The 21,622-nt window shown below is 61.3% G+C and carries 16 protein-coding genes; 10 read left to right on the plus strand and 6 right to left on the minus strand.

The genetic code is table 11. The features are described 5' to 3' along the window. Nucleotides 1–6 precede the first annotated feature (6 nt). From BVH74_RS08545 to BVH74_RS08555, 3 genes are read right to left on the minus strand one after another with little or no spacing between them, the layout of a single operon-like run. A complete protein-coding gene (locus BVH74_RS08545; protein WP_155121703.1) occupies nt 7–1,146 on the minus strand; it encodes a PilW family protein in 1,140 nt (379 codons plus the stop codon). Continuing rightward, complete coding sequence (locus tag BVH74_RS08550; RefSeq protein WP_080049648.1) at nt 1,143–1,697, minus strand: prepilin-type N-terminal cleavage/methylation domain-containing protein; 555 nt, start codon at nt 1,695–1,697, stop codon at nt 1,143–1,145. Before BVH74_RS08550 ends, BVH74_RS08545 begins: the two co-directional genes overlap by 4 nt. A gap of 5 nt (nt 1,698–1,702) precedes the next feature. Further along, complete coding sequence (locus BVH74_RS08555) at nt 1,703–2,089, minus strand: type IV pilin protein (RefSeq protein WP_080049649.1); 387 nt, start codon at nt 2,087–2,089, stop codon at nt 1,703–1,705. A gap of 400 nt (nt 2,090–2,489) precedes the next feature. Here BVH74_RS08555 and BVH74_RS08560 point away from each other — a divergent pair, with 400 nt between their 5' ends. Continuing rightward, nucleotides 2,490–3,128 (plus strand): PIN domain-containing protein, encoded by a 639-nt coding sequence (locus BVH74_RS08560; RefSeq protein WP_205890060.1) that lies wholly within the window; start codon nt 2,490–2,492, stop codon nt 3,126–3,128. A 57-nt stretch (nt 3,129–3,185) separates the two neighbouring features. After that, the gene (locus BVH74_RS08565) at nt 3,186–6,176 is read left to right on the plus strand and encodes a transglycosylase domain-containing protein (protein ID WP_080049650.1); all 2,991 of its coding nucleotides are present in this window, start codon (nt 3,186–3,188) and stop codon (nt 6,174–6,176) included. Here the strand turns inward: BVH74_RS08565 and BVH74_RS08570 are convergent. After that, nucleotides 6,155–7,057: a DMT family transporter gene (locus BVH74_RS08570; protein WP_080049651.1), complete on the minus strand. Its 903-nt coding sequence runs from the start codon at nt 7,055–7,057 to the stop codon at nt 6,155–6,157. The genes BVH74_RS08565 and BVH74_RS08570 overlap by 22 nt on opposite strands. 221 nt (nt 7,058–7,278) lie before the next feature. Here BVH74_RS08570 and BVH74_RS08575 point away from each other — a divergent pair, with 221 nt between their 5' ends. From BVH74_RS08575 to BVH74_RS08610, 8 genes are all read left to right on the plus strand, one after another. After that, a complete protein-coding gene (locus tag BVH74_RS08575) occupies nt 7,279–8,223 on the plus strand; it encodes a LysR family transcriptional regulator (RefSeq protein WP_080049652.1) in 945 nt (314 codons plus the stop codon). Between the two features lie 325 nt (nt 8,224–8,548). Continuing rightward, entirely contained in the window at nt 8,549–10,009 is a 1,461-nt protein-coding gene (locus BVH74_RS08580) for an NAD-dependent succinate-semialdehyde dehydrogenase (RefSeq protein ID WP_080049653.1), read from the plus strand. Next, a complete protein-coding gene (locus tag BVH74_RS08585; RefSeq protein ID WP_080051675.1) occupies nt 10,009–11,139 on the plus strand; it encodes an isocitrate/isopropylmalate dehydrogenase family protein in 1,131 nt (376 codons plus the stop codon). Before BVH74_RS08580 ends, BVH74_RS08585 begins: the two co-directional genes overlap by 1 nt. Nucleotides 11,140–11,219: 80 nt before the next feature. Further along, nucleotides 11,220–12,473, plus strand: a complete 1,254-nt coding sequence (locus BVH74_RS08590) for an aspartate aminotransferase family protein (RefSeq protein WP_080049654.1) — start codon at nt 11,220–11,222, stop codon at nt 12,471–12,473. Beyond that, complete coding sequence (locus tag BVH74_RS08595) at nt 12,470–13,414, plus strand: D-2-hydroxyacid dehydrogenase (protein WP_080049655.1); 945 nt, start codon at nt 12,470–12,472, stop codon at nt 13,412–13,414. The genes BVH74_RS08590 and BVH74_RS08595 overlap by 4 nt, the downstream gene beginning before the upstream one ends. Nucleotides 13,415–13,564: 150 nt before the next feature. Further along, nucleotides 13,565–14,974, plus strand: coding sequence for an amidase (locus tag BVH74_RS08600; RefSeq protein WP_080049656.1), 1,410 nt, complete (start codon nt 13,565–13,567; stop codon nt 14,972–14,974). A gap of 13 nt (nt 14,975–14,987) precedes the next feature. After that, entirely contained in the window at nt 14,988–16,193 is a 1,206-nt protein-coding gene (locus tag BVH74_RS08605) for a pyridoxal phosphate-dependent aminotransferase (protein WP_080049657.1), read from the plus strand. 262 nt (nt 16,194–16,455) lie between these two features. Continuing rightward, nucleotides 16,456–17,052 (plus strand): REP-associated tyrosine transposase, encoded by a 597-nt coding sequence (locus BVH74_RS08610; protein WP_080049658.1) that lies wholly within the window; start codon nt 16,456–16,458, stop codon nt 17,050–17,052. Nucleotides 17,053–17,275: 223 nt separating this feature from the next. On the opposite strand, the gene aceF is transcribed toward BVH74_RS08610, so the two are convergent. Then, a complete protein-coding gene (aceF, locus tag BVH74_RS08615; protein WP_080049659.1) occupies nt 17,276–18,904 on the minus strand; it encodes a dihydrolipoyllysine-residue acetyltransferase in 1,629 nt (542 codons plus the stop codon). Nucleotides 18,905–18,915: 11 nt separating this feature from the next. Beyond that, on the minus strand, nt 18,916–21,573 hold the full coding sequence (aceE, locus tag BVH74_RS08620) for a pyruvate dehydrogenase (acetyl-transferring), homodimeric type (RefSeq protein WP_080049660.1): 2,658 nt from the start codon (nt 21,571–21,573) through the stop codon (nt 18,916–18,918). Nucleotides 21,574–21,622: the final 49 nt, after the last annotated feature.

Raw genomic sequence — 21,622 nt, forward strand, 5'->3', positions numbered from 1 at the left:
CCCTTTTTAAGGAGTGTCATCGTCGTCATCCCCGTCGTCATCGTCGCTGGGCGGTGTGCCCGGAGGCATGCCGGCAGGTACTTCGCGGCGTCCCGATACGTTGTTGAAGCGGACGTTGGTGCTGAAGACGTGACGCTTGAAGTTGTCGTTGAAAGGGCCGAGCGTCTGGCCCCCGAGCTGATAGGTTTTTGCGTCGCTATAGCCGGGGGTAGGGCGGGTACTGCGCACTAATACGTAGATCTGGGCGCTGACGGCGTTGACCAGATCGTCGGCTGCACAGCCTGCACCGCAATGGATGTAGGTATTAGGAGCGCCATCGCCGCGGATGCCGGCTGCGTAATCCACCGCCGCGCCTTCGGTGGCGTTGAAGTTGTCGATACCCAGTTCGATACGCAAGGCTTCCACGCCTTCGATCAGTGCTTGCGGGGCGTTGAACTGTACGGTGCTGCTGTTTAGATCAAGACTGGAGCGGACCAGGGTGGGAATGTCGCCATCCTGGACGTAGTAGATATGCGAAATGAATTTGCGCTTGTTGGCAATCGGGTTGGCTGCGCAGTCACGTTGGCGCAGGTTGAAGCTGGCAGTGCCGGTCTGGCCAACAACGTAGCGGGTCAGGTCGTCAATGCAGCGTGAAACCTGCACATACAGCGCGTTGGTGACATCGGCGCTACAGCCAGGGGTGCCGGCGACGCAGGTTTCGGCATGGCGGGTAACCAGTACATCGGTATTGGCGCGTTTGCTGGTGACCACGCTGGCGCAACCGGCTGGAACCCCGGAATAAACCTGGGCTGGTATGCCGATCAGGCTGTCGCGGTAGGCCTGATCCCAGGTGCTGAAGGCCTGGCAGGGGTCAGGGACGGTATCTGGCGGTGGTGCAGATGAGCTGCTGATCGGGTCGTCGAATGGATGGATATAGCCATCCCAGAAGCCGGCGTGCATCAGGTCGCGTTGCAGCAACTGAATGGCAAAGCGGCCATTTTCGATCTGGGCATTGGTTTTGGCCAGTTCATCGTTGGTGCGGCTGATGTCGAGAAACAGGCGTAGTACTGCGGCCAGAATCAGCAGACTGATGGTGATGGCGACCATCAGTTCGATCAGGCTGAAACCCCGTTGCCGGTTGCCGGGCGTCATGATTGGGCTGCTCATAGTTCGGCGATCCGGACGATGGTGGTGACGGCGCGTCGGCAACGATCCTGGGCACAGGAGCCGGCGTCGTTGAAGGCGTTGATGCCGCAGGACACGCTGGCTGGCGGTGGCTCAAGCGGGATCAGGCCCTGCCAGGCGACAGTGACCATATAGGTGTTGGCGCCCAAATCTTCCACGCAGCCGCGGCCGCCGATCAAGGTGCCGACCGAACTGCCGCCGATGGTTTCTGCGGCACCTTGCAGTGCCAGACACCATTCGTTGTAGTCGACGCTCTGGCGCGTGCTGCCGGCGGCTGGGCAATTGCCGCCGCTGCCCAGCGGGCTGGTGGTTGGGTAGTCGCCGGCATTGAGGCGGTTGGCCATGATCCGACTGGCCATGTCATTGAGCAGGATCAGCGCCTGGGCGCGTTGATAGGACTCCATCTCAGATTGCTGCAGACGTGATTGCAACCCCGCCAGCCCCATCAGGCCGACCAGCAGAATAACTACGGTGACCATCAGTTCGATCATGGTCAGGCCCCGTTGCTTGCCAGGTAATGCATGTCTTGGCATGGGCGTCACCATTTGTCCGCAGGCGTTTTGACGCCCTGATGGTTGAGGCTCAGTGTTACGTCGCTGCTCTGGGGGCCGGTGGGACTGAAGGTGACTGTGAAGCTGGGTACGGCGTCGGTGCCGACGGTAACGTCCCAGGTATAGCGGCCAGTTAGTTCGCTGGGCAGACTAAAACCGCTGTTTTCCAATTGGGTTTTGCTGGCATAGGCACGATTGGCCATCAGGAACTGCTGCTGACGATTGGCCAGGTCCATCATCACCGCCTGGGCGGCAGCGCGGTTGGAGCGGATGACGTATTGCTGGTAGCTGGGATAGGCGATAGTCGCCAGGATGGCAACAATGACCACCACGATCATCACTTCAATCAGGGTGAAGCCCTTGGTACTACGCATGGGGCGGATACTCCTCGGATGCCGTACCCAGTATAAACAGAGCTCAAGACGCTGCTGTGCGAACCGGTGTTTTTTTCTGCTGTTATTTCACGAGTGGTAGCACTTGGCCGATAAATGGCGGCCAAGATCCAGAGTTTATGCTGCCTTTTGCTTGCTGGCAAAGTGCAATGTTAGCCGAGTGCTGCTTTGGTTGTGAGGTGTAAAATGTGATTTTGGTCACAAACTGGGGTTGTGTTCGTGTTTGTGCGGATTACTGGTACAGGTATGGATAGTGCCTCGTTTTGATTCTGTTCGGCTAGTTAAATGTGGTTCTCCGGGAAGCATAACTCGATGGTTTTCAGCGACTTCGGTCAGCCCTCCTTGAGCTATGCTCAAGGAAACGGGATCGGGATGGCTTGTCATGATGCAAGAGCCGGATAATCCGGCAGTACCCAGTGTGCTGTTGCTGGACCTGGAGAACTGCCCGCACCACCTCAATCATTTGCCGCAAAACCTGGAACAGTTTGACCGGGTGATCATTTGCTATGCCCAACGCGGGCCCAAGGTGCCGCTGGATTGGCTGATGCCGCTGGCCAAGGCGATCCAGCATGAACGCCTGACCATTCACAAAATGGAGCAGACAGGCAAGAACGCTGCAGATTTCGGCATTTGCTTCTTCGCCGGGCTTTTGCTGCATGAGTTGCCGGACAATACCCACTTCGTGATTGTCTCCAATGATACTGATCTGGATCACACGGTCAGTCTGCTGCGTAGCCATGGCCGTTCGGCCGAGCGAGTGGGGTCGCAGAAGATCGAGAACGGCCTTAACGGTGACGATGACGAGGCCATTCAGTTGTACTGCAACCACCTGCTGACCTACAGCAAGAATCGTCCTGCGCGTGAGGACACATTGCGCAACAGTATTCACAACAAGTTCAAAAGTGACCCTTTGCTGGTAGGGCGGGTGTATGAGGCCTTGCAGCGCGAGGGGGCGGTCAGTGTCGATCAGGGTAAGGTGGACTATAACGACGGCGTGATCAGGCGTCTGGCCCTGGCCTGAGCAGGCCTTTATCTGGACCCTTGTCTACACTGAGGCTGTAGCGGTTAAGGGGGACATATGCGGCTGAGACTGTGGATTCTTTTGACTGTAGCAGTGCTGGCATTGGGGTGGTTGATCAGGGATGAAATGCGCAGTTCCTTTTATCAGTCGCAGTGGTTTAGCCGTCATGCTTCGACCCTGACCTACAACCTGGAAGAGGGTGTCAGCGAGCGCCTGCGTTACCCCGAGTTTGGCCCGTTCAATCAGCGTCTGGGGTACAGCCTGTTGCCGGACTTTATCGGGCGGTTGCAGGATCAGGGCTTTGCCGTGACCCATCAGGTGCGCTTCAGTGATGAGCTGTTGGCGTATGCTGACAAGGGTTTGTACCCCCCTTATCGTGAGAAAACCCGTTCCGGCCTGCAAGTGCGCGACTGCAAGGCTGACTCGATCTATCAGTTCCGCTATCCGCTGCGCCAGTATGCCTCCTTCGATCATATTCCGCCGCTTTTGGTCAGCAGTTTGCTGTTTATCGAAAACCGCCATTTGCTTAACCCTGACGCGCCGTTGGCCAACCCGGCGGTGGACTGGCCGCGCTTTCTAAAGGCATCACTATCACTGGTCAGCAACCGCTGGGATGAGAACGGTGGTTCATCCCCTGGGGCCAGCACCTTGGCAACGCAAATTGAAAAGTACCGACACTCGCCTGAGGGGCGGACTCATGGTCCGAAGGACAAGCTGTTGCAAATGGGTTCGGCCAGTTTTCGGGCCTATCTGGATGGGCCTAATACCGAGGCGGCGCGTCAGCGCCTGGTGCTGGATTACCTCAATACCGTGCCGCTGGCAGCCGCGCCGGGGCATGGCGAGGTGATTGGTCTGGGCGATGCTCTGTGGGTCTGGTATGTCGAGGATTTTCATCGTTTTAACCAGAACCTGCGCGGTGATCATGGCTTGCAGGCCCAGGCGCTGGCCCTGCGTCAGGCTCTGTCCATGTTGATAGCCCAGCGGCGACCGTCTTACTACCTGTTGCAGGGCCGCGAAGATATGCATGAACTGGTAGACAGTCATATTCGCCTGCTCGCCCGGGAAGGGATTGTAGATCCGCAGTTGCGTCAGGCGGCGCTGGAGACGCATGTGCGCTTTCGTGACTGGAGCCGGCAACCGGTACGTCCGCGGGTTGCCGCCGACAAGGCCGTGACCGTGACCCGCAGCCGAATCGCTGGGTTGCTTGGCCAGACTCTGTACGGCATCGATCGTATGGATTTACAGGTCGACAGCAGCCTGCATCTGGAGCTGCAACGGGCTGCCAGCGAGTATCTGGAAAGCCTGGCAGATCCCGAGGTGGCCGGGCGCATCGGCCTGTTTGGTGAGCGTCTGCTGTCGCCGGAGAAGGTTGGCGAGGTGCGTTACAGCTTTACCCTGATGCAGCGCACGCCTGAAGGCAATCAGGTCCGGGTGCAGACCGACAATACCGGCCTGCCCTTTGATCTGAACGAAGGCAGCAAGCTGGAGCTGGGGTCTACTGCCAAGCTGCGGGTGCTGGTCACTTATCTGGAAATCATTGCCGAGCTGTACGACCAGTTGTCCGAGGGGGCAACCGAGGCTATTCAGGAAGCGCTCTCCGAGCCGGATGACCGTATCAGTGTCTGGGCTGCGACCTGGTTGCGGGCCAACCCTGAGGCGACCCTGGAACAGATGCTCGAAGCCGCGCTGGAGCGGCGCTATTCGGCCAGTCCGCATGAGCAGTTCTTTACCGGGGGCGGGGTGCAGCGTTTCAGCAACTTCCGCAATGAAGACAATGGTCGCAATCCGACCGTGCGTGAGGCTATCCGCGAGTCGATCAACCTGCCGTTCGTTCGCTTGCTGCGCGATATTGTGCGTTACACCATTCACCAGACCCCGGGTAGCAGTATTCAGTTGTTGCGTGATGATCGCGACCCGCGTCGGGCTCAGTATCTGGAGCAGTTTGCTGACCGGGAGGGGCGTACTTTCCTGTTACGTTTCTGGCGCAAGTACAGCGGTAAAAACGAGGCCGAGCGCATGGAAACCTTCCTTGATGGCTTGCGCCCGACCGTCACCCGTCTGGCTGCGGTGTACCGATACCTGTATCCCGAGTCCACACCAGAGGAACTGGCGGAGTTTCTGGCGCGGCGTACGGGCGAACAACTGAGCGAGTCACGGATCAACACCTTGCACCGCGATTACGGCCCGGGCCGCTACAACCTGCCGGATCAGGGCTACATTGCCCGGGTCCACCCGCTGGAGTTGTGGCTGCTGGGGTATTTGCGCGAGAACCCTGAGGCCCAGTTCCTTGATGCGGTTGAGGCTAGCCGCGCCGAGCGCCAGGAGGTGTATGGCTGGCTGTTTCGCACCCGGCACCGGGGCGCCCGGGATGTGCGGATCAGAACTATGCTTGAAGTCGAGGCGTTTCTGGATATTCATCGGCGCTGGCAGCGTTTGGGTTATCCGTTCGAGCACATGGTGCCGTCGCTGGGCAGTGCGCTGGGCAGCGCCGGTGACCGCCCGGCAGCTCTGGCCGAGCTGATGGGGATCATCAATAACGAAGGGTTGCGCTACCGGACCTGGCGGATCAATACCCTGCACTTTGCTGGCGACACGCCCTATGAAACCCGTTTTGAACGGGTGGTCGAGCCCGGTCAGCAGGTCATACCTCGCACAGTGGCGAGGGTATTGCGCAATGTACTGGCCGATGTGGTTGAAGGTGGTACGGCGCGGCGCCTGCAGGGAGCTTTTGTACAGGAAGGGCAGGTGGTGCTGACTGGTGGCAAGACCGGCACCGGAGACAACCGGATTCACAGCATGGCTGCTGATGGTCGCTCAATCGGCAGTCAGGTAATGAACCGCACTGCCACTTTCGTGTTTTTCCTGGGGGATGAGCATTTCGGCACGCTGACTGCCTTTGTGCCGGGTCAGGCTGCCGAGGGTTTTCGCTTTACCTCGGCCTTGCCGGTTCAGGTGTTGCGGGGCATGGCGCCGTTTCTGATGCCGTATCTTACCGGCGCTGAGGTGCAGTGCCTGCCGCGTGCGGACTACTCTGCCTTGGCGCCGTGATAGTAGGTGTCGGCAACCTCGTGACTGCTGGTTTTGGGCTGGCGGCGTTGCTGCCAGCCGATTAGCAACAGTGGTACGACGATCATCAGACTGCCGGTGAAGAACCACAGATCCGGCACTTCGGCAAACCACCACCAGCCGATCAGCACCGCCCAGATCAGTCCGGTGTATTCGGCGCTGGTGATCTGGTTGGCATCCACCTGCCGATAGGCCAGCAGTACGCAGACGTTGTAGCCGAGGATGAACACCGATGAGCCTACTGCGCTGAGCAGCACAGCGTTGCTCCAGGGCGCGCCTTCCCAGAGCATCAGCAGCAGACACACTGGGGTGATCATCAGGTAGTTGAGAAACAGCTTGTGTACGGTGGACTGCCGGGCTGGCAGCTTGCGTACCAATACTGCATTGATCGCCAGAGCGGCGGCTGAGCCCAGCGCCGCCAGTGCCGCCCAACTGATGTCGACCGGGCGCAGGATTACCAGAATGCCGGCAAACCCGCCGAACACCGCCAGCAGACTCCAGCGGGTCAGGCGCTCGCCAAAAAATACCGCCGAGAGAATCATCACCAGAATCGGTGCGACGTAGAACACCGCGTTGGCCGTGGCCAGCGGCAGGCTGACTAGCGCCACTACCATGCAAACAATGCCGACCAGATGCACATGGCCGCGAATGGCGTGCAAGACTCCGCCCTCGAAGAAGTGCCCGGTATCGATCTGACGCCAGAACGGCAGCAACAGGGCCAGGGTGATCAAGCAGCGCATGAACGCGTACTGAAACACCGCCGAATCACCTTCAAGCAGCTTGATGAATACATCCGAAATCAACGCCAGGGCATTGCCGATGACCAGCAATAAGATGGCGCTGTTGACGGTCTTGCCGGACATGGGAGCTCCTGGGTTTGGGGTTTGGGGTTTGGGGTTTGGGGTTTTCCTGGGAGCCTGGAGCATCTGCTCCAGGTAGGTGCTGCATGGTAGTTCGCTGCGGGAGCGGATGCTCCCGCCTCCCAGGCAGGGGTCGCAGGCTAGCTATTTATCGCCGCCAGTGTAGCGATCCGCATTTATCCGATAAAATGATCTTTGTTGCGCATCTATTAGAAAATTGGATAATGAAGCTTCCACCCCTAAAAGCTCTGCCGGTCTTCGAGGCTGTTGCCCGGCTCAACAGTTTTTCCCAGGCTGCCGAGGAACTGGCGGTCAGTCAGAGTGCGGTCAGCCACCAGATCAAGCAGCTCGAGCACTACCTCGGCGAGCAGTTGTTTCTGCGCACCGGGCGCTACCTCAGTCTGACCGAGGAGGGGCGCCAGTACTATGAGGCGGTCAGCGGTGCCTTGCGGCAGATCGAGCAGGCCAGCGAACAGTTGCTGGGGCAGGAGACCATGGCGTTGCGGCTGTCGGTGTTCAGTTCCTTCGCCGTGCGCTGGCTGGTGCCGCGCTTGCCGGCTCTGCACCGGGAGTTGCCACAATTGGAATTGGCGCTGGACATGAGCGGCGGGCATCCGCGCCTGTCTGACCGGGTAGCTGACTGCTTCATCACTGTGCGTACCGATGTGCCGGCCTACAGTTACGAGTTGATCTACACCGAACAACTGTTCCCGGTCTGTAGCCAGCAATATTGGCAGACGCTGTGCCGCGAGCTGGGACTGGACCCGGCGCTGGGTGTGCACCAGCCGGAGCTGGCGCCGCAGCGCCTGGCGGCCTATCCGCTGTTGTCGACCCACAGCATCTACAACCGTGCCGGTGGTGACTGGATCCACTGGTACGCCGTTGCCGGCCAGAGCTTGCCATCTGGCGCAAGGCTGCAGCATTTCAGCCATATGCTGCTGGCGTTGGAGGCGGCGCGCTTTCACCAGGGCATTGCCTTGACCAATGACTACATGCTCAGCAACCGGGCCGATTCGGCCGATTTTGTGCGTTTGCCCTGCCATGCCCTGACTACCGGCGACCAGTTTTATTTCGCCTGGAAAACCAGCCGCCGCAATGAGCCGGGGTTGCGTCTGCTGCGTGGTTGGCTGGTGGAGCAGGCCATTGAGTCGGGATTGTTGGGACGGTAGAGGTGGGTTGGGTGATTCCCGGGAGGCGGGAGCATCCGCTCCCGCGGCGAACTGTCGTGCAGCACCTACCTGGAGCAGATGCTCCAGGCTCCCGGGAAAACCCAAAGCCCAGGAAACTCTCGGGCAGCAAATTATTACCCCATATGTCCATCGTCTCGTTGCGCCCAAACCCTCGTGCTCTGCCTTTTTCAGCACTCATGGCCCTGGGCCACAGCACTATTGTGCCGGTACCACGAAAGCCGACCGCGGTTTGCGTACCGCGCCCCTGGGTCCTACCCTGACCCTGTCAGCTTGATCGACAACGGGCAAACACACGAGGAGGCTTATGTCACTCTCCCGGTTGAGTTCGCTACGTTTGTTTCGCCAGCAGTGCCATGTCGGCGGTACTTGGGTAGACGCAGAAGACGGCAGCACCATCGAGGTCGATAATCCCGCCAGCGGCGAGGTGTTCGGTCGCATTCCTTCCCTCACGGCGGCGCAGGTCGAGGCCGCGATCGATACCGCGCAATCCGCTTTCATCGACTGGCGTGCGCGTACCGCGCAGCAGCGTGCCGATATGTTGCTGCGCTGGCACGATCTGGTGCTGGCAAACCGTGAGGACATCGCCATTCTGATGACCCTGGAGCAGGGCAAGCCATTGGCCGAGGCGCAGGGCGAGGTGGATTATGCCGCGTCTTTCCTGCGCTGGTTTGCCGAGGAAGCGCGGCGGGTCTATGGCGAGACCATTCCCGGCGCCAAGCCGGGCCAGCAGATCGTCGTGCTGCGCCAGCCGGTCGGGGTCACATCGGCCATTACGCCGTGGAATTTCCCGGCTGCGATGATTACCCGCAAGGCCGGCGCTGCCCTGGCGGCGGGTTGCAGCATGATCGTCAAGCCGGCCGAGGCTACCCCCTATACGGCGCTGGCGCTGGCTGTACTGGCCGAGGAGGCCGGGTTGCCGCCTGGGGTGTTCAATGTCATCACTGGCGAGGCCAAACTGATTGGCCAGGTACTGACCGCCAGTCCGGTGGTGCGCAAGCTCAGTTTTACTGGCTCGACAGCGGTTGGCCGGCAGTTGATGGCGCAATGTGCCGAGCATATCCAGAAGGTCTCGCTGGAGCTGGGTGGCAATGCGCCGTTCATTGTGTTCGAAGATGCCGACCTGGACCGTGCCGTTGAAGGCGCCATGGCCAGCAAGTTCCGCAATACCGGCCAGACCTGCGTCTGCGCCAACCGTTTCCTGGTGCAGCGCAGCGTGCACGAGGCGTTTGTCGACAAGCTGGCGGCGGCCATGGCCAAGCTGCGGCTGGGTAACGGCTTTGAGCCGGGTGTAACCCAGGCGCCGCTGATCAACCAGGCGGCGGTGCGCAAGGTGCAGCAGCATTACCGTGATGCGCTGGACAAGGGCGCACGGCACGTCAGTGGTGCAGTACCGGATGGCGGGCAGGGCAACTTCGTCGAGCCGGTGCTGATCACCGAGGTGAACCCGAGCATGCAGCTGTGTCACGAAGAAACCTTTGGCCCGCTGGCGGCAGTGATGCCGTTCGACACCGAGCAGCAGGCCATCGAATTGGCCAATGCCACGCCCTACGGGTTGGCGGCCTATTTCTATAGCCGTGACGTTCACCGCTGCTGGCGCGTTGCCGAGGCGCTTGAGGCCGGCATTGTTGGCGTCAATGAAGGCGCGATCTCCAATCCGGCGGCGCCCTTTGGCGGCGTCAAGGCTTCGGGCCTGGGGCGTGAGGGTTCGCGTCACGGGCTGGAGGAATACACCGAACTCAAGTACCTGTGCATGGGGGCGGGCTGATGGCCGAGCTGCCGCGCAAGCGTATTGCTCTGATGCCGGGGGATGGCATCGGGGTCGAGGTCATGCAGGCCACCGAGCAGGTGCTCACTGTTCTGCGCGAACGCGAGGCTCTGGCGCTCGACTGGCAACGCCTGGACTGGCCAAGTACCGCCTGGCACCAAATGCACGGACGCATGATGCCGGACGATGCGCTGGATCAGGTACGCGCCTTCGATGTGCTGCTGCTCGGCGCGCTGGGTGACCCCGGTCCGCTCAGTGACGCAGGACGTTACCGGCTGCCGGACGGGGTATCACTGGAGCCGCTGCTGCGTTTTCGCAAGGGTCTGGATCTGTGGGCCTGCGAGCGCCCGGCCCGGCTGCTGCCCGGGGCGCCACGTTACCTGGCCGATCCGCGTGCGGCCGAAGTCGATATGCTGGTGATCCGTGAAAACAGCGAAGGTGAGTATGTCGGTCAGGGTGGGAGACTGCATCCGGGCACGCCGCATGAGGTGGCCACGCAGCTTGAGGTCTTTACCCGCGCCGCGACCGAACGGCTGATCCGGCATGCCTTCTCACGCGCCCGTCAGCGTCTGGCCCAGCGCGGGGAGAGCCGGCGTTTCCAGTGTGCCGACAAGGGCGAGGCTCACGCGCAGGTTTGCCTGATCACCAAGCGTAATGCTCAGCCGGCCTGGGGTGAGCTGTATAGCGAAGTGTTCGCCGAGGTGGCGTTGGAGTTTCCCGAGATTGGTATCCATCACGAACTGGTCGATGCCGCCTGTATGAAATTCGTGCAATGCCCGTGGCAGTTTGATGTGGTGGTCGCCAGCAACCTGCATGGCGACATTCTCACCGATCTGGCGGCGGTGCTGTCTGGCGGTCTGGGGTTGGCGCCCTCGTGCAATATCAATCCGGCCCGCCGCGATACCCCGGCTTTGTTTGAACCGACCCACGGCAGCGCTCCGGACATTGCCGGTCAGGGTCTGGCTAATCCGGCGGCGATGCTGTTGACCACGGCGATGCTGCTCGAGTGGTTGGGTTTTGTGGCCGCTGCCGAGCGCCTGCGCGTGGCCGTTGCGCGTGACCTGCTCAGTGCGTCAGGGCAGTCACGCAGCTGCGCGGCTGTTACCGCTGGGGTGATCGCCCAACTTTAGGAGCGCTCTGCGAGCGCGAACAGCAGTACTGCAAATTGAATACGCGGCCGCAGGCCGCCACACTGCAACAGGAGTCAGTCATGAGTCATCTGTCGCCGCTGCTGAAACAAGCCACCCAGGTCTGCGCCGAACGCGGTCAGGGGAGCTGGCTGTATGACGTCAACGGCAAGGCCTATCTGGATTTTACCTCGGGCATTGGTGTGACCTCGACCGGCCATTGTCATCCGACCGTGGTTGAGGCCGCCCGCGCCCAGGTCGGCAAGGTCATTCATGCTCAGTACACCACGGTAACTCACCCGCCGATGCTTGAGCTGACCGACCGCCTGGTGGAGAAAATGCCCGCTGAGATTGACGCGGTGGCGTTCAGCAATTCCGGCTCTGAGGCGGTGGAAATGGCCCTGCGTCTGGCGCGTCAGGCCACTGGCCGAGCCAACGTGATTGTTTTCAACGGCGGCTTTCATGGTCGCACCATGGCTGCTGCCTCGCTAACCACTTCGGGCACCAAGGTGCGCAGCGGCTTTCACCCAATGATGGCTGGGGTGGTGGTGGCGCCGTTTCCGCATGCCTGGCGCTATGGCTGGAGCGAGCAGGAAGCCACCGAGTTCTGCCTGCGCGAGCTGGATCATATCTTCAAGACCCAGTCGGCGCCTGATGACACCGCGGCCATGCTGATCGAGCCGGTACAGGGCGAGTACGGCTACTACCCGGCCAACACGGCCTTCATGCAGGGGCTTGCTGAGCGCTGCCGTCAGCACGGCATCTTGCTGATCTGCGATGAAATTCAGGCTGGCTATGGGCGCACCGGCAAATTCTGGAGCCACCAGCACTTCGCCGTGCAGCCGGATATCGTGATTACCGCCAAGGGGCTGGCCAGCGGGTTTCCGCTGTCGGCCATCGCTGCGTCCGAAGCGCTGATGCGCCGTGGCGCACCCGGCTCGCAGGGCGGCACTTACGGCGCTAATGCGGTGGCCTGCGCGGCGGCCCTGGCAACGCTGGAGGTGATCGAACACGAGCAGTTGGTCGATAACGCCGCTCAGCGCGGGCAGCAGTTGCTGGAACAATTGCAGGCGCTACAGCGCCAGCATCCGCTGATCGCCACCATCCGTGGCAAGGGCCTGATGCTGGGGATGGAGATAGCTGAAAGCCGCCTCCAGCCGCGTGCCGATATCGCCGCCCGGCTCACCGCCGCCTGCGAGCAGCAGGGGCTGTTGCTGCTGCGCTGTGGCATCGACGGCCAGATTGTGCGCTGGTTGCCGCCGCTGGTGGTCAGCGAGGCCGACATCAATGAGGGTGTGGCGCGCTTTGAACGCGCCTTGCAGGAGATCGCGGCATGACCGATGTACTGCTGTTAATGGCCCCTGAAGACACCGAGTTGCCTGGTCTGGATGGTTTGCCGGCAAGCGTGCGGCTGCGCTGCGTGCAGGATGAGGACGCCTTGCGCCAGGCCTTGCCCGAGGCGGAGGTGCTGGTAGTGACGGACTTTCGTTCTGGCCTGCTTGAGCGCTGCTGGCCAGCCCAAAATCGCCTGCGCTGGGTGCATGCCACCAGTGCCGGGGTCGATGCACTGATGTTCCCGGCGCTTTGGGATAGTCCTGTCACCATCACCAATGCGCGCGGGCTGTTTGATCGGGGCATTGCCGAGTATGTACTCGGCGCGGTGCTGATGTTCGCCAAGGACACTCTCGGCAATCTGCGGTTGCAGCGGCATCGTCAGTGGCAACACCGCGATACCGAATTGATCGAGCAGCGCCGGGTGCTGGTGGTCGGCGCCGGTTCGATTGGTGGTGAGGTGGCCACGCTGCTGCGCGCCGTGGGCATGCAGGTGGTCGGCCTGGCGCGCACGGCGCGCGCCGATGCGCGCTTTGATGCGGTGCATGCCAGTGCGGCGTTGCCTGAGCAGTTGGCGCTGGCCGATTTCGTGGTCATCACCGCGCCGCTGACCGACGACACCCGCGGCCTGTTCAACGACCAGGCGTTTGCCGCGATGAAGCCCGGCGCGCGGCTGATCAATGTTGGCCGTGGGTCGATTGTCGATACCGCCGCGCTGTTGCGTGCGCTGGAGCGGGGGCAGCTAAGCGGCGCCGCGCTGGATGTCTTCGAGCAGGAACCGTTGCCCGAGGATCACCCGCTGTGGCAGCAACCCAACGTGATGATCTCTGCCCATATGGCCGGTGACTTTCTCGGCTGGCGCCGGGCGTTGGGCGAGCAGTTCGTTACCAACTTCCTGCGCTGGCAGGCCGGGGAGGCACTGCATAACCGGGTGGAGCGGGGGTAAACCTTGGGGTGTTCCTGGGTGCCTCGAGCATTTGCTCGAGCTAGGTGGTGCACGGAGGTTCGCTGCGGGAGCAGATGCTCCCGCCCCCCGGGAGCGTTGCCTGGCGTTTGTTTGTCGTTATGACCTCTTGAACCAACACAGGAGAAGCCCATGTCCCACGAGATTCTCGCCCTGACCGCCGTCGAGTTGTTGCAGCACTATCGTGACAAACGCCTGTCGCCGGTTGAGGTGGCGACGGCCATGCTCGATCAGATCGAGCGCGTGGACGATCATACCAACGGCTTCTGTCTGGTCGATCGTGACACCAGCCTTGGGTTGGCGCGCGAGGCCGAGCAGCGTTACCTGCACGGTGAGGCACAGGGGCTGCTCGACGGCGTGCCGGTGGCGGTAAAGGATGTGTTTCTCACTCCCATGTGGCCGACGCTGCGAGGCTCGCGCACGGTTGATCCGGCCACGACGCTGAACAAGTCGGCACCCACCACGGCCGCGCTGGCGCGCCATGGCTATGTACCGATCGGCAAGACCACCACGCCGGAGCTGGGCTGGAAAGGGGTAACCGACAACCCCATCGACGGTGTCACCAACAACCCCTGGAACCCGGAGCGCACCGCTGGTGGTTCCAGTGGTGGCAGTGCGGTGGCGGTGGCGCTGGGGATGGCGCCGCTGGCGCTGGGTACCGATGCCGGTGGGTCGATCCGCATTCCGGCTGCGTTTTGCGGAATTGTCGGGCTCAAGCCGTCGTTCGGTGAAGTGCCGCACTGGCCGGCCAGCCCCTTTGGCACGCTGGCGCATGCCGGGCCGATGACCTGGACGGTCGAGGACTGCGCGCTGATGATGAATGTGCTGACCGAGGCCGATCATCGTGATACCCACGCCATTCCCCGGCGTGGCATCGATTATCTGGCGGAACTCAAGGGCGGGGTGCGCGGGCTGAAAATTGCCTACAGCCCGAACCTTGGTTATGTCGATGTCGATCCCGAGGTGGAGGCTGCTGTGGCTGAGGCGGTTAAGGTGTTCGAGCAACTGGGTGCCGAGGTGGTGCGCGTCGATCCCGGTTTCAGTGATCCGTTGGCCGCTTTCGGGCATCTGTTCTATGGCGGCGCGGCCAATGCCATGCGTGATCTGGGGCCGAAGAAGCGTGAGCTGATGGACCCGGCGTTGGTCAGCGTGGCCGAGCGCGCCGCCAAGCTCAGCATGCTTGACTACATGGGGGCGGTGAACGAGTCGATGGCGCTGCGCGAACGCATGGCCAACTTCCATCAGAAGTACGATCTGCTGCTGACACCGACGCTGCCGATCACCGCCTTCAAGACCGGGCGGGAAGTACCCGAGGACTGGCCGCACACCCGCTGGCCGACCTGGACCCCGTTTACTTACCCATTCAACATGACCGGCCAGCCGGGCCTGTCGGTGCCCTGCGGGTTCGACAACCAGGGTTTGCCGATTGGCCTGCAACTGGTCGGCGCACGCTTCAATGATGCCCTGGTGCTGCGCGCCGGGCATGCCTACCAGCAGGCCGCGCCGCTGACCGCGCGACGACCGCCGCTATTTCACTCCTGATCCGGAGGTGCCCATGCCGCTGAGCAACATGGATATCGAGATGTACGAATCCGAGGATCCGATCTGGAATCCGGCGCTGCGCACTATGCCGATTCCCGGGATCCGCAAGATGGTCAATCTGGCTGCCAGCCTGCCGGATGTGATTCACCTGTCGATCGGTCAGCCGGATTTGCCGGCGCCGGATACGGTGATTAATGCCGCCGTCGAGGCGTTCCAGGCCGGGCAGACCGGCTATACCATGGATGCCGGCCTGCCGGAGCTGCTCGAATCACTGGCGCTGTACTACGGTGAGCGCTACCAGCGGCCGCTGACGGCGGACAATATCCTGGTCACCACCGGCGCCACAGAAGCGGTGTACCTGGCGTTGACTTCGGTGTCTGCGCCGGGGCGGCACTTCATTGTGCCGGACCCGGCATTTATGCTCTATGCACCGTTGATCCGCATGAACGGTGGCGAGGTGACCGAAGTCCCGACCCGCGCCGAGCACAACCACCAGCTCGATCCGCAGGAAGTGCTCGATGCCATCCAGCCCAACACCTATGCGATCGTGCTCAACTCACCAAGCAACCCGACCGGCACCCTGTACCCGAAGGAAACTCTGGAGGCGATCCTGCAGGAGGCGGCCTACCGCGATATCCATGTGATCAGCGACGAGGTTTACGATCACCTGATCTACGACGGCAAGACCTATCCTTCGGTCTTGGCCAGTTGCAGCGACCTGGACAACGTCATGGTCATCAGCAGTTTTTCCAAGACCTACAGCATGGCTGGGTTGCGTATTGGCTGGCTGATCGCCAGCCAGGCGGCTATCAAGAAGTTGCGGCGCTACCATATGTTCACTACTACCGTGGCCAATACTCCGTGCCAGTGGGCCGGAGTGGCGGCGTTGCATCACGGTCGGGAGTTTATCGACGGCATGCTGGCCGAGTACACCCGCCGGCGTGACCGTATTGTCGAGCTGGTTGAGCAGACGCCATGGCTGACCGGCTACAAGCCTGAAGGTGCTTTTTACCTGTTCCCCTCGTTGCCAGATGGAGTCAACGGCACCAACGTGGCGCTGCGACTGCTTAAGGAAACTGGCGTGTGCACCATCCCCGGCGAAACCTTTGGCAATCACTGCAGCAACGCCCTGCGTCTCAGCTACTCGACCTCGCTGGACAAGATCGAACAGGCCTTTGAGCGGATTATTCCGTGGATGGAGAAGCAGGATTTTGGTTGAGGGGTGATGGAACTCTGGGCTTCCCCGGGGTTTTGGGTTTTCCTGGGAGCCTTGAGCATCTGCTCAAGGTAAGCATTGCACGATAGTCCGCTGCGGGAGCGGATGCTCCCGCCTCCCAGGAAGGGCCGCAGAGTGGTTCGCGGGCGGTCCGAGGTGCACCCGCCTACCAGGAATCCAAGTGTAGCTTTGTGCGTTTTCGCACATCATTCCATCGGATAGCCTGCTACATTTCGCGCTCAACGACATAACAAGGACGTATGTCATGGTACTTACCCCGGATCACAAGGGCTGGTATCTCGTTGGGCGCTTGCCCCATTGCGATAATCCCGCTGTAGCCCAGTTCATCACCTTCCGTCTGGCGGATGCTTTGCCTGTCAAAACACAGCGCAGTCTGGAGCAGGAACTCAGGCTCTTGCCTGAAAATACGCGGGAACAGAAACGCCGACAGCGCATTGAGTTCTGGCTGGATCAGGGCTTGGGCTGTTGTGCTCTGCAACACGCACAGGTGGCCCAGGTTATGGCGGATGGGTTGATGCGTTGGCAGAACAGCCGCTACAGGTTGCTAGCCTGGTGCATCATGCCCAATCACGTTCATGTACTGATCGAGCCGCATTACTCCCTGTCGCGGATCGTTCAGAGCTGGAAAGGCTTTACCGGTCGCTGGGTCATGTTGAACAGCAAAACGCTGGGGTTGAGGTTGCCCTTGGGCAGGTTGTGGATGCCCGGGTACTGGGATCGTTTCATTCGTGATGAGCGGCATCATCTTGCTGTGGTGGATTACATTCACAGCAACCCGGCCAAAGCCGGGTTATGTGCAGCGCCTGAGCATTGGCCGTGGTCTAGTGCCAGTAGGAGGTAAGCCCGGGAGGCGGGAGTATCTGCTGCCGTAGCGGACTATCGTGCAATGCTTACCTTGAGCAGATGCTCAAGGTTCCCAGGAGAAGCCCCTGGGAGGCGGGAGCATCTGCTCCCGCGGCGGGCTGCCGTGCAACGCTTACCTCGAGCAGATGCTCGAGGCTCCCAGGAACGCCTACCTTGAGCAGATGCTCAAGGCTCCCAGGAGAACCCCGGGAAGCGTGCAACTACAACAACATCGACCGGATATCCGCCAGCAGTTCGCCGAGGCGTTTGGTGAACTGGGCGGCGGCGGCGCCGTTGATGGCCCGGTGGTCGTAGGACAGCGACAGCGGCAGCATCAGCCGAGGCTGGAAGGCTTTGCCGTCCCAGACCGGTTGCATGGTGGCCTTGGATACGCCAAGGATGGCCACCTCCGGGCTGTTGACGATCGGCGTGAAGTAGGTGCCGCCGATGTGGCCCAGGCTGGAGATGGTGAAGCAGGCGCCTTGCATGGCGTCGGCACCGAGCTTCTTGTTGCGCGCCTTGTCGGCCAGTTCAGCTGCCTCGGCAGCCAGTTGCAACAGGCTCTTTTGGTCGACGTCACGAATCACCGGCACCAGCAGGCCATCCGGGGTGTCGACGGCAAAGCCGATATGCACGTACTGCTTGTGTACCAGTTGCTTGCCATTGCCGGCCAGCGAGACGTTGAAGTTCGGCTGTTCGCGTAGCAGATGGGCACAGGCCTTGAGTAGGAACGGCAGGACCGTGAGCTTGACGCCGGCTTTCTCGGCGACGGTTTTTTGCGCCTTGCGGAAGTCTTCCAGTTCGCTGATGTCGGCCTGATCGAACTGGGTCACGTGCGGTACGTTGAGCCAACTGCGGTGCAAGTTCATGGCGCCGACTTGTTGCAGACGGGTCATGTCTTTGATCTCGACCTCGCCAAACCGGCTGAAATCAACTTCCGGTACCGGCGGGATACCCATGCCGCCAGCGGCACCGGCCGGTGCGGCTTTGCGCTGTTGCATGACCTGTTTGACGAAGGCGTCGACATCTTCCTTGAGGATGCGCTCGCGCGGGCCGCTGGGCTTGACCTCAGTCAGCTCAACGCCGAGTTCGCGGGCCAGCTTGCGTACTGCCGGGCCGGCATGGACTTTCTGGCCGTCGCGGCTGGGGCCGCCAACCGGTGGCGGGCTCTGTGGCTCGCTGGGTGTGCTGGCCTTGGGCTGTGCGGCAGCTTCAGTTTCAACCGTGGCTGCGGGGCTGGCGGACTCGGCAGCCGGTGCCGGGCTGCCGGCCGCGCCTTCGGTCTTGATATGCATGATCAGGTCGCCGGTTTTGACGTCCTGCTCGAGCTTTGCCTCGATTGATTCGATTACCCCGGCCACGGGCGAGGGGATCTCCATGCTGGCCTTGTCCGACTCCAGTACCAGCAGCGACTGGTCGACTTCGACGCTGTCGCCGCTGCTGACCAGAATCTCGATGATCTTGGCTTCGGTGCTGCCGATATCCGGAATCCGGATTGCCTCGATGCTGCTGGCGGCAGGTTGTGCCTGCTTTGGCTGCTCGGCTGCAGGTTGGGCTTTCGGCGCTTCGGCGGCTGGTTTTTGCTCTTGCTTGGCGGGTGCCGCTGCCTGGTCGGTAGCGCCTTCCACTTCCAGCTCCAGCAGAGCGTCACCTTCCTTCAGGGTGTCGCCCAGTTTGAACTTGAGACTCTTGATGACTCCGGCCTTGGGACTGGGGACTTCCATGCTGGCCTTGTCGGACTCCAGTACCAGCAGAGACTGTTCCGCCTCAACCCGGTCGCCTTCCTTGACCAGAATTTCAATGACTTCGCCTTCGCCGCCGATATCGGGCAACTTGATTACTTCACTCATAATGTCGCTCCTCAGCAATCCAGCGGGTTGGTCTTGTCAGGGTCGATACCGAATGCCTTGAGGGCATCGGTCAGTACCTTGGGTTTGATCGCACCGGACTCGGCCAGGGCGCTGAGAGCGGTATAGGCCACCCAATAGCGGTCCACTTCGAAGAAGTGACGCAGTTTGCGGCGGGTGTCGCTGCGGCCGAAGCCGTCAGTCCCCAGAACCTTGTAGGTTCCCGGCACCCATTGGCGAATCTGTTCAGCGTACAGCTTCATGTAGTCGGTGGCGGCGATTACCGGGCCGTTGCGCCCAGCCAGGTTCTGCTCGACGTAACTGGCCTGGGCTTTCTTGCCCGGGTGCAGACGGTTTTGGCGCTCAACCGCCAGGCCGTCGCGACGCAGTTCGTTGAAGCTGGTGACGCTCCAGATGTCACTGGTTACGCCAAAGTCGTCGGCCAGAATCTTGGCGGCTTCACGTACTTCGCGCAGGATTGTGCCGCTGCCCATCAATTGCACGTGCAGCTTGGCGGGCTTGCTGGCTTCTTCGAGCAGGTACATGCCGCGGATGATGCCGTCTTCCACGCCTTTGGTGGTCGGCATTGGCGGCTGCTGGTAAGCCTCATTCATCACGGTCAGGTAATAGAAGACGTTTTCCTGCTCTTCCATCATGCGCCGTGCGCCTTCGCGAATGATCACTGCCAGTTCGTAGGCGTAGGTCGGGTCATAGCTGCGGCAGTTGGGGATGGTGGCGGCGAGGATGTGGCTGTGGCCGTCCTCGTGCTGCAAACCTTCGCCGTTGAGGGTGGTGCGTCCGGCGGTGCCGCCGAGCAAAAAGCCCTTGGCGCGGCTGTCGCCGGCGGCCCAGGCCAAGTCGCCTATGCGCTGGAAGCCGAACATCGAATAGAAGATGTAGAACGGCAGCATCGGCTGGTTGTGTGTGCTGTAGGCGGTGCCGGCAGCGATCCAGCTGGACATGGCGCCGGCTTCGTTGATGCCTTCTTCGAGGATCTGGCCTTTCTTGTCCTCGCGGTAAAACATCACCTGGTCCTTGTCGACCGGTTCGTACAGCTGGCCGACCGAGGAGTAGATGCCGAGCTGACGGAACATGCCTTCCATACCAAAGGTGCGGGCTTCGTCGGGGACGATGGGTACGATGCGCGGGCCGAGTTCCTTGTCCTTGACCAGTTGCGAGAGAATCCGCACGAAGGCCATAGTGGTGGAAATTTCCCGTTCGCCGGTGCCGTCGAGAATGCTCTTGAGGGTATCGAGCGGCGGTACCGGCACCTTGAAGCTTTCCGCACGGCGCTGCGGCATATAGCCACCCAGTGCCTGACGGCGTTCGTGCAGGTACTTGTATTCGGCGCTGCCTTCTTCCGGGCGGTAGAACGGCAGTTTTTCCAGTTGGTCGTCATTGACCGGGATGTCGAAGCGATCGCGGAATTTTTTCAGGCTCTCGATATCGACTTTCTTGGTGTTGTGCGCGGTGTTCTGGCCCTGGCCGGCGCCGGTGCCGTACCCCTTGATGGTTTTGGCCAGGATGACACTGGGCTGACCTTCATGGTTGACCGCGTTGTGGTAGGCGGCATAGACCTTGTAGGGGTCATGGCCACCGCGGTTGAGCTTCCAGATTTCCTCGTCGGACAGGTCTTTGACCATCTCCTGCAGCTCGGGGCGGGTGCCGAAGAAGTGCTCGCGCACGAAGGCTCCGTCCTTGGCCTTGTAGTTCTGGTAGTCGCCGTCCACGGCTTCTTCCATACGCTGTTGCAGCAGACCATCATGGTCCTTGGCAAGCAGCGGGTCCCAGAAGCGTCCCCAGATGACCTTGATCACGTTCCAGTCAGCGCCGCGGAATACGCCTTCGAGTTCCTGGATGATCTTGCCGTTGCCGCGCACTGGGCCGTCCAGGCGCTGCAGGTTGCAGTTGATGACGAAGATCAGGTTGTCGAGCTTCTCGCGACCAGCCAGCGAGATGGCGCCGAGGGTTTCCGGCTCGTCGGTTTCACCGTCGCCGACGAAACACCAGACCTTCTGCTTGCCCGGCTCGATGAAGCCACGGTGCTCGAGGTATTTCATGAACCGAGCCTGATAGATCGCCTGGATCGGACCCAGGCCCATGGACACGGTAGGGAATTGCCAGAAATCGGGCATCAGCCAGGGGTGTGGGTAGGACGACAGGCCCTGGCCATCTACCTCCTGGCGGAAGTTGTTGAGCTGATCTTCAGTGATCCGGCCTTCGAGGAATGCGCGGGCATAGATGCCGGGCGATGCGTGGCCCTGGAAGAACACCAGGTCGCCACCGTGTTCGTCGGTCGGGGCCTTGAAGAAGTAGTTGAAGCCGATGTCGTACAGCGTGGCGCTGGAGGCGAAGGTGGAGATATGACCGCCCAGGTCGGGGTCCTGCTGGTTGGTACGCATCACCATGGCCAGGGCATTCCAGCGCACCATGGAGCGAATCCGCCGCTCCATGAACAGGTCGCCGGGCATGCGCGCCTCGTGGGTGACCGGAATGGTGTTGCGGTACGGGGTGGTGATAGCGTAGGGCAACTGGGTGCCGCTACGGCTGGCCAGTTCACCCATGCGGGTCAGCAGGTAGTGGGCGCGGTCTTCGCCTTCTTTGGCGAGAACCGACTCCAGGGAATCGAGCCATTCCTGGGTTTCGAGCGGATCGATATCGTTGTGCTTCATTGTGTTCTCCAGACCTTGTGGGCCTCACCGGCGGTCGTTACGTGATCGT

This window comes from Halopseudomonas phragmitis (genome assembly GCF_002056295.1).
Classification (GTDB): Bacteria; Pseudomonadota; Gammaproteobacteria; order Pseudomonadales; family Pseudomonadaceae; genus Halopseudomonas; species Halopseudomonas phragmitis.

Coding starts and splice junctions, on each gene's coding strand:
- BVH74_RS08545 (WP_155121703.1), bottom strand. CDS start 1,146: ATGAGCAGCCCAATCATGACGCCCGGCAACCGGCAACGGGGTTTCAGC.
- BVH74_RS08550 (WP_080049648.1), bottom strand. CDS start 1,697: ATGCCAAGACATGCATTACCTGGCAAGCAACGGGGCCTGACCATGATC.
- BVH74_RS08555 (WP_080049649.1), bottom strand. CDS start 2,089: ATGCGTAGTACCAAGGGCTTCACCCTGATTGAAGTGATGATCGTGGTG.
- BVH74_RS08560 (WP_205890060.1), top strand. CDS start 2,490: ATGATGCAAGAGCCGGATAATCCGGCAGTACCCAGTGTGCTGTTGCTG.
- BVH74_RS08565 (WP_080049650.1), top strand. CDS start 3,186: ATGCGGCTGAGACTGTGGATTCTTTTGACTGTAGCAGTGCTGGCATTG.
- BVH74_RS08570 (WP_080049651.1), bottom strand. CDS start 7,057: ATGTCCGGCAAGACCGTCAACAGCGCCATCTTATTGCTGGTCATCGGC.
- BVH74_RS08575 (WP_080049652.1), top strand. CDS start 7,279: ATGAAGCTTCCACCCCTAAAAGCTCTGCCGGTCTTCGAGGCTGTTGCC.
- BVH74_RS08580 (WP_080049653.1), top strand. CDS start 8,549: ATGTCACTCTCCCGGTTGAGTTCGCTACGTTTGTTTCGCCAGCAGTGC.
- BVH74_RS08585 (WP_080051675.1), top strand. CDS start 10,009: ATGGCCGAGCTGCCGCGCAAGCGTATTGCTCTGATGCCGGGGGATGGC.
- BVH74_RS08590 (WP_080049654.1), top strand. CDS start 11,220: ATGAGTCATCTGTCGCCGCTGCTGAAACAAGCCACCCAGGTCTGCGCC.
- BVH74_RS08595 (WP_080049655.1), top strand. CDS start 12,470: ATGACCGATGTACTGCTGTTAATGGCCCCTGAAGACACCGAGTTGCCT.
- BVH74_RS08600 (WP_080049656.1), top strand. CDS start 13,565: ATGTCCCACGAGATTCTCGCCCTGACCGCCGTCGAGTTGTTGCAGCAC.
- BVH74_RS08605 (WP_080049657.1), top strand. CDS start 14,988: ATGCCGCTGAGCAACATGGATATCGAGATGTACGAATCCGAGGATCCG.
- BVH74_RS08610 (WP_080049658.1), top strand. CDS start 16,456: ATGGTACTTACCCCGGATCACAAGGGCTGGTATCTCGTTGGGCGCTTG.
- aceF (WP_080049659.1), bottom strand. CDS start 18,904: ATGAGTGAAGTAATCAAGTTGCCCGATATCGGCGGCGAAGGCGAAGTC.
- aceE (WP_080049660.1), bottom strand. CDS start 21,573: ATGAAGCACAACGATATCGATCCGCTCGAAACCCAGGAATGGCTCGAT.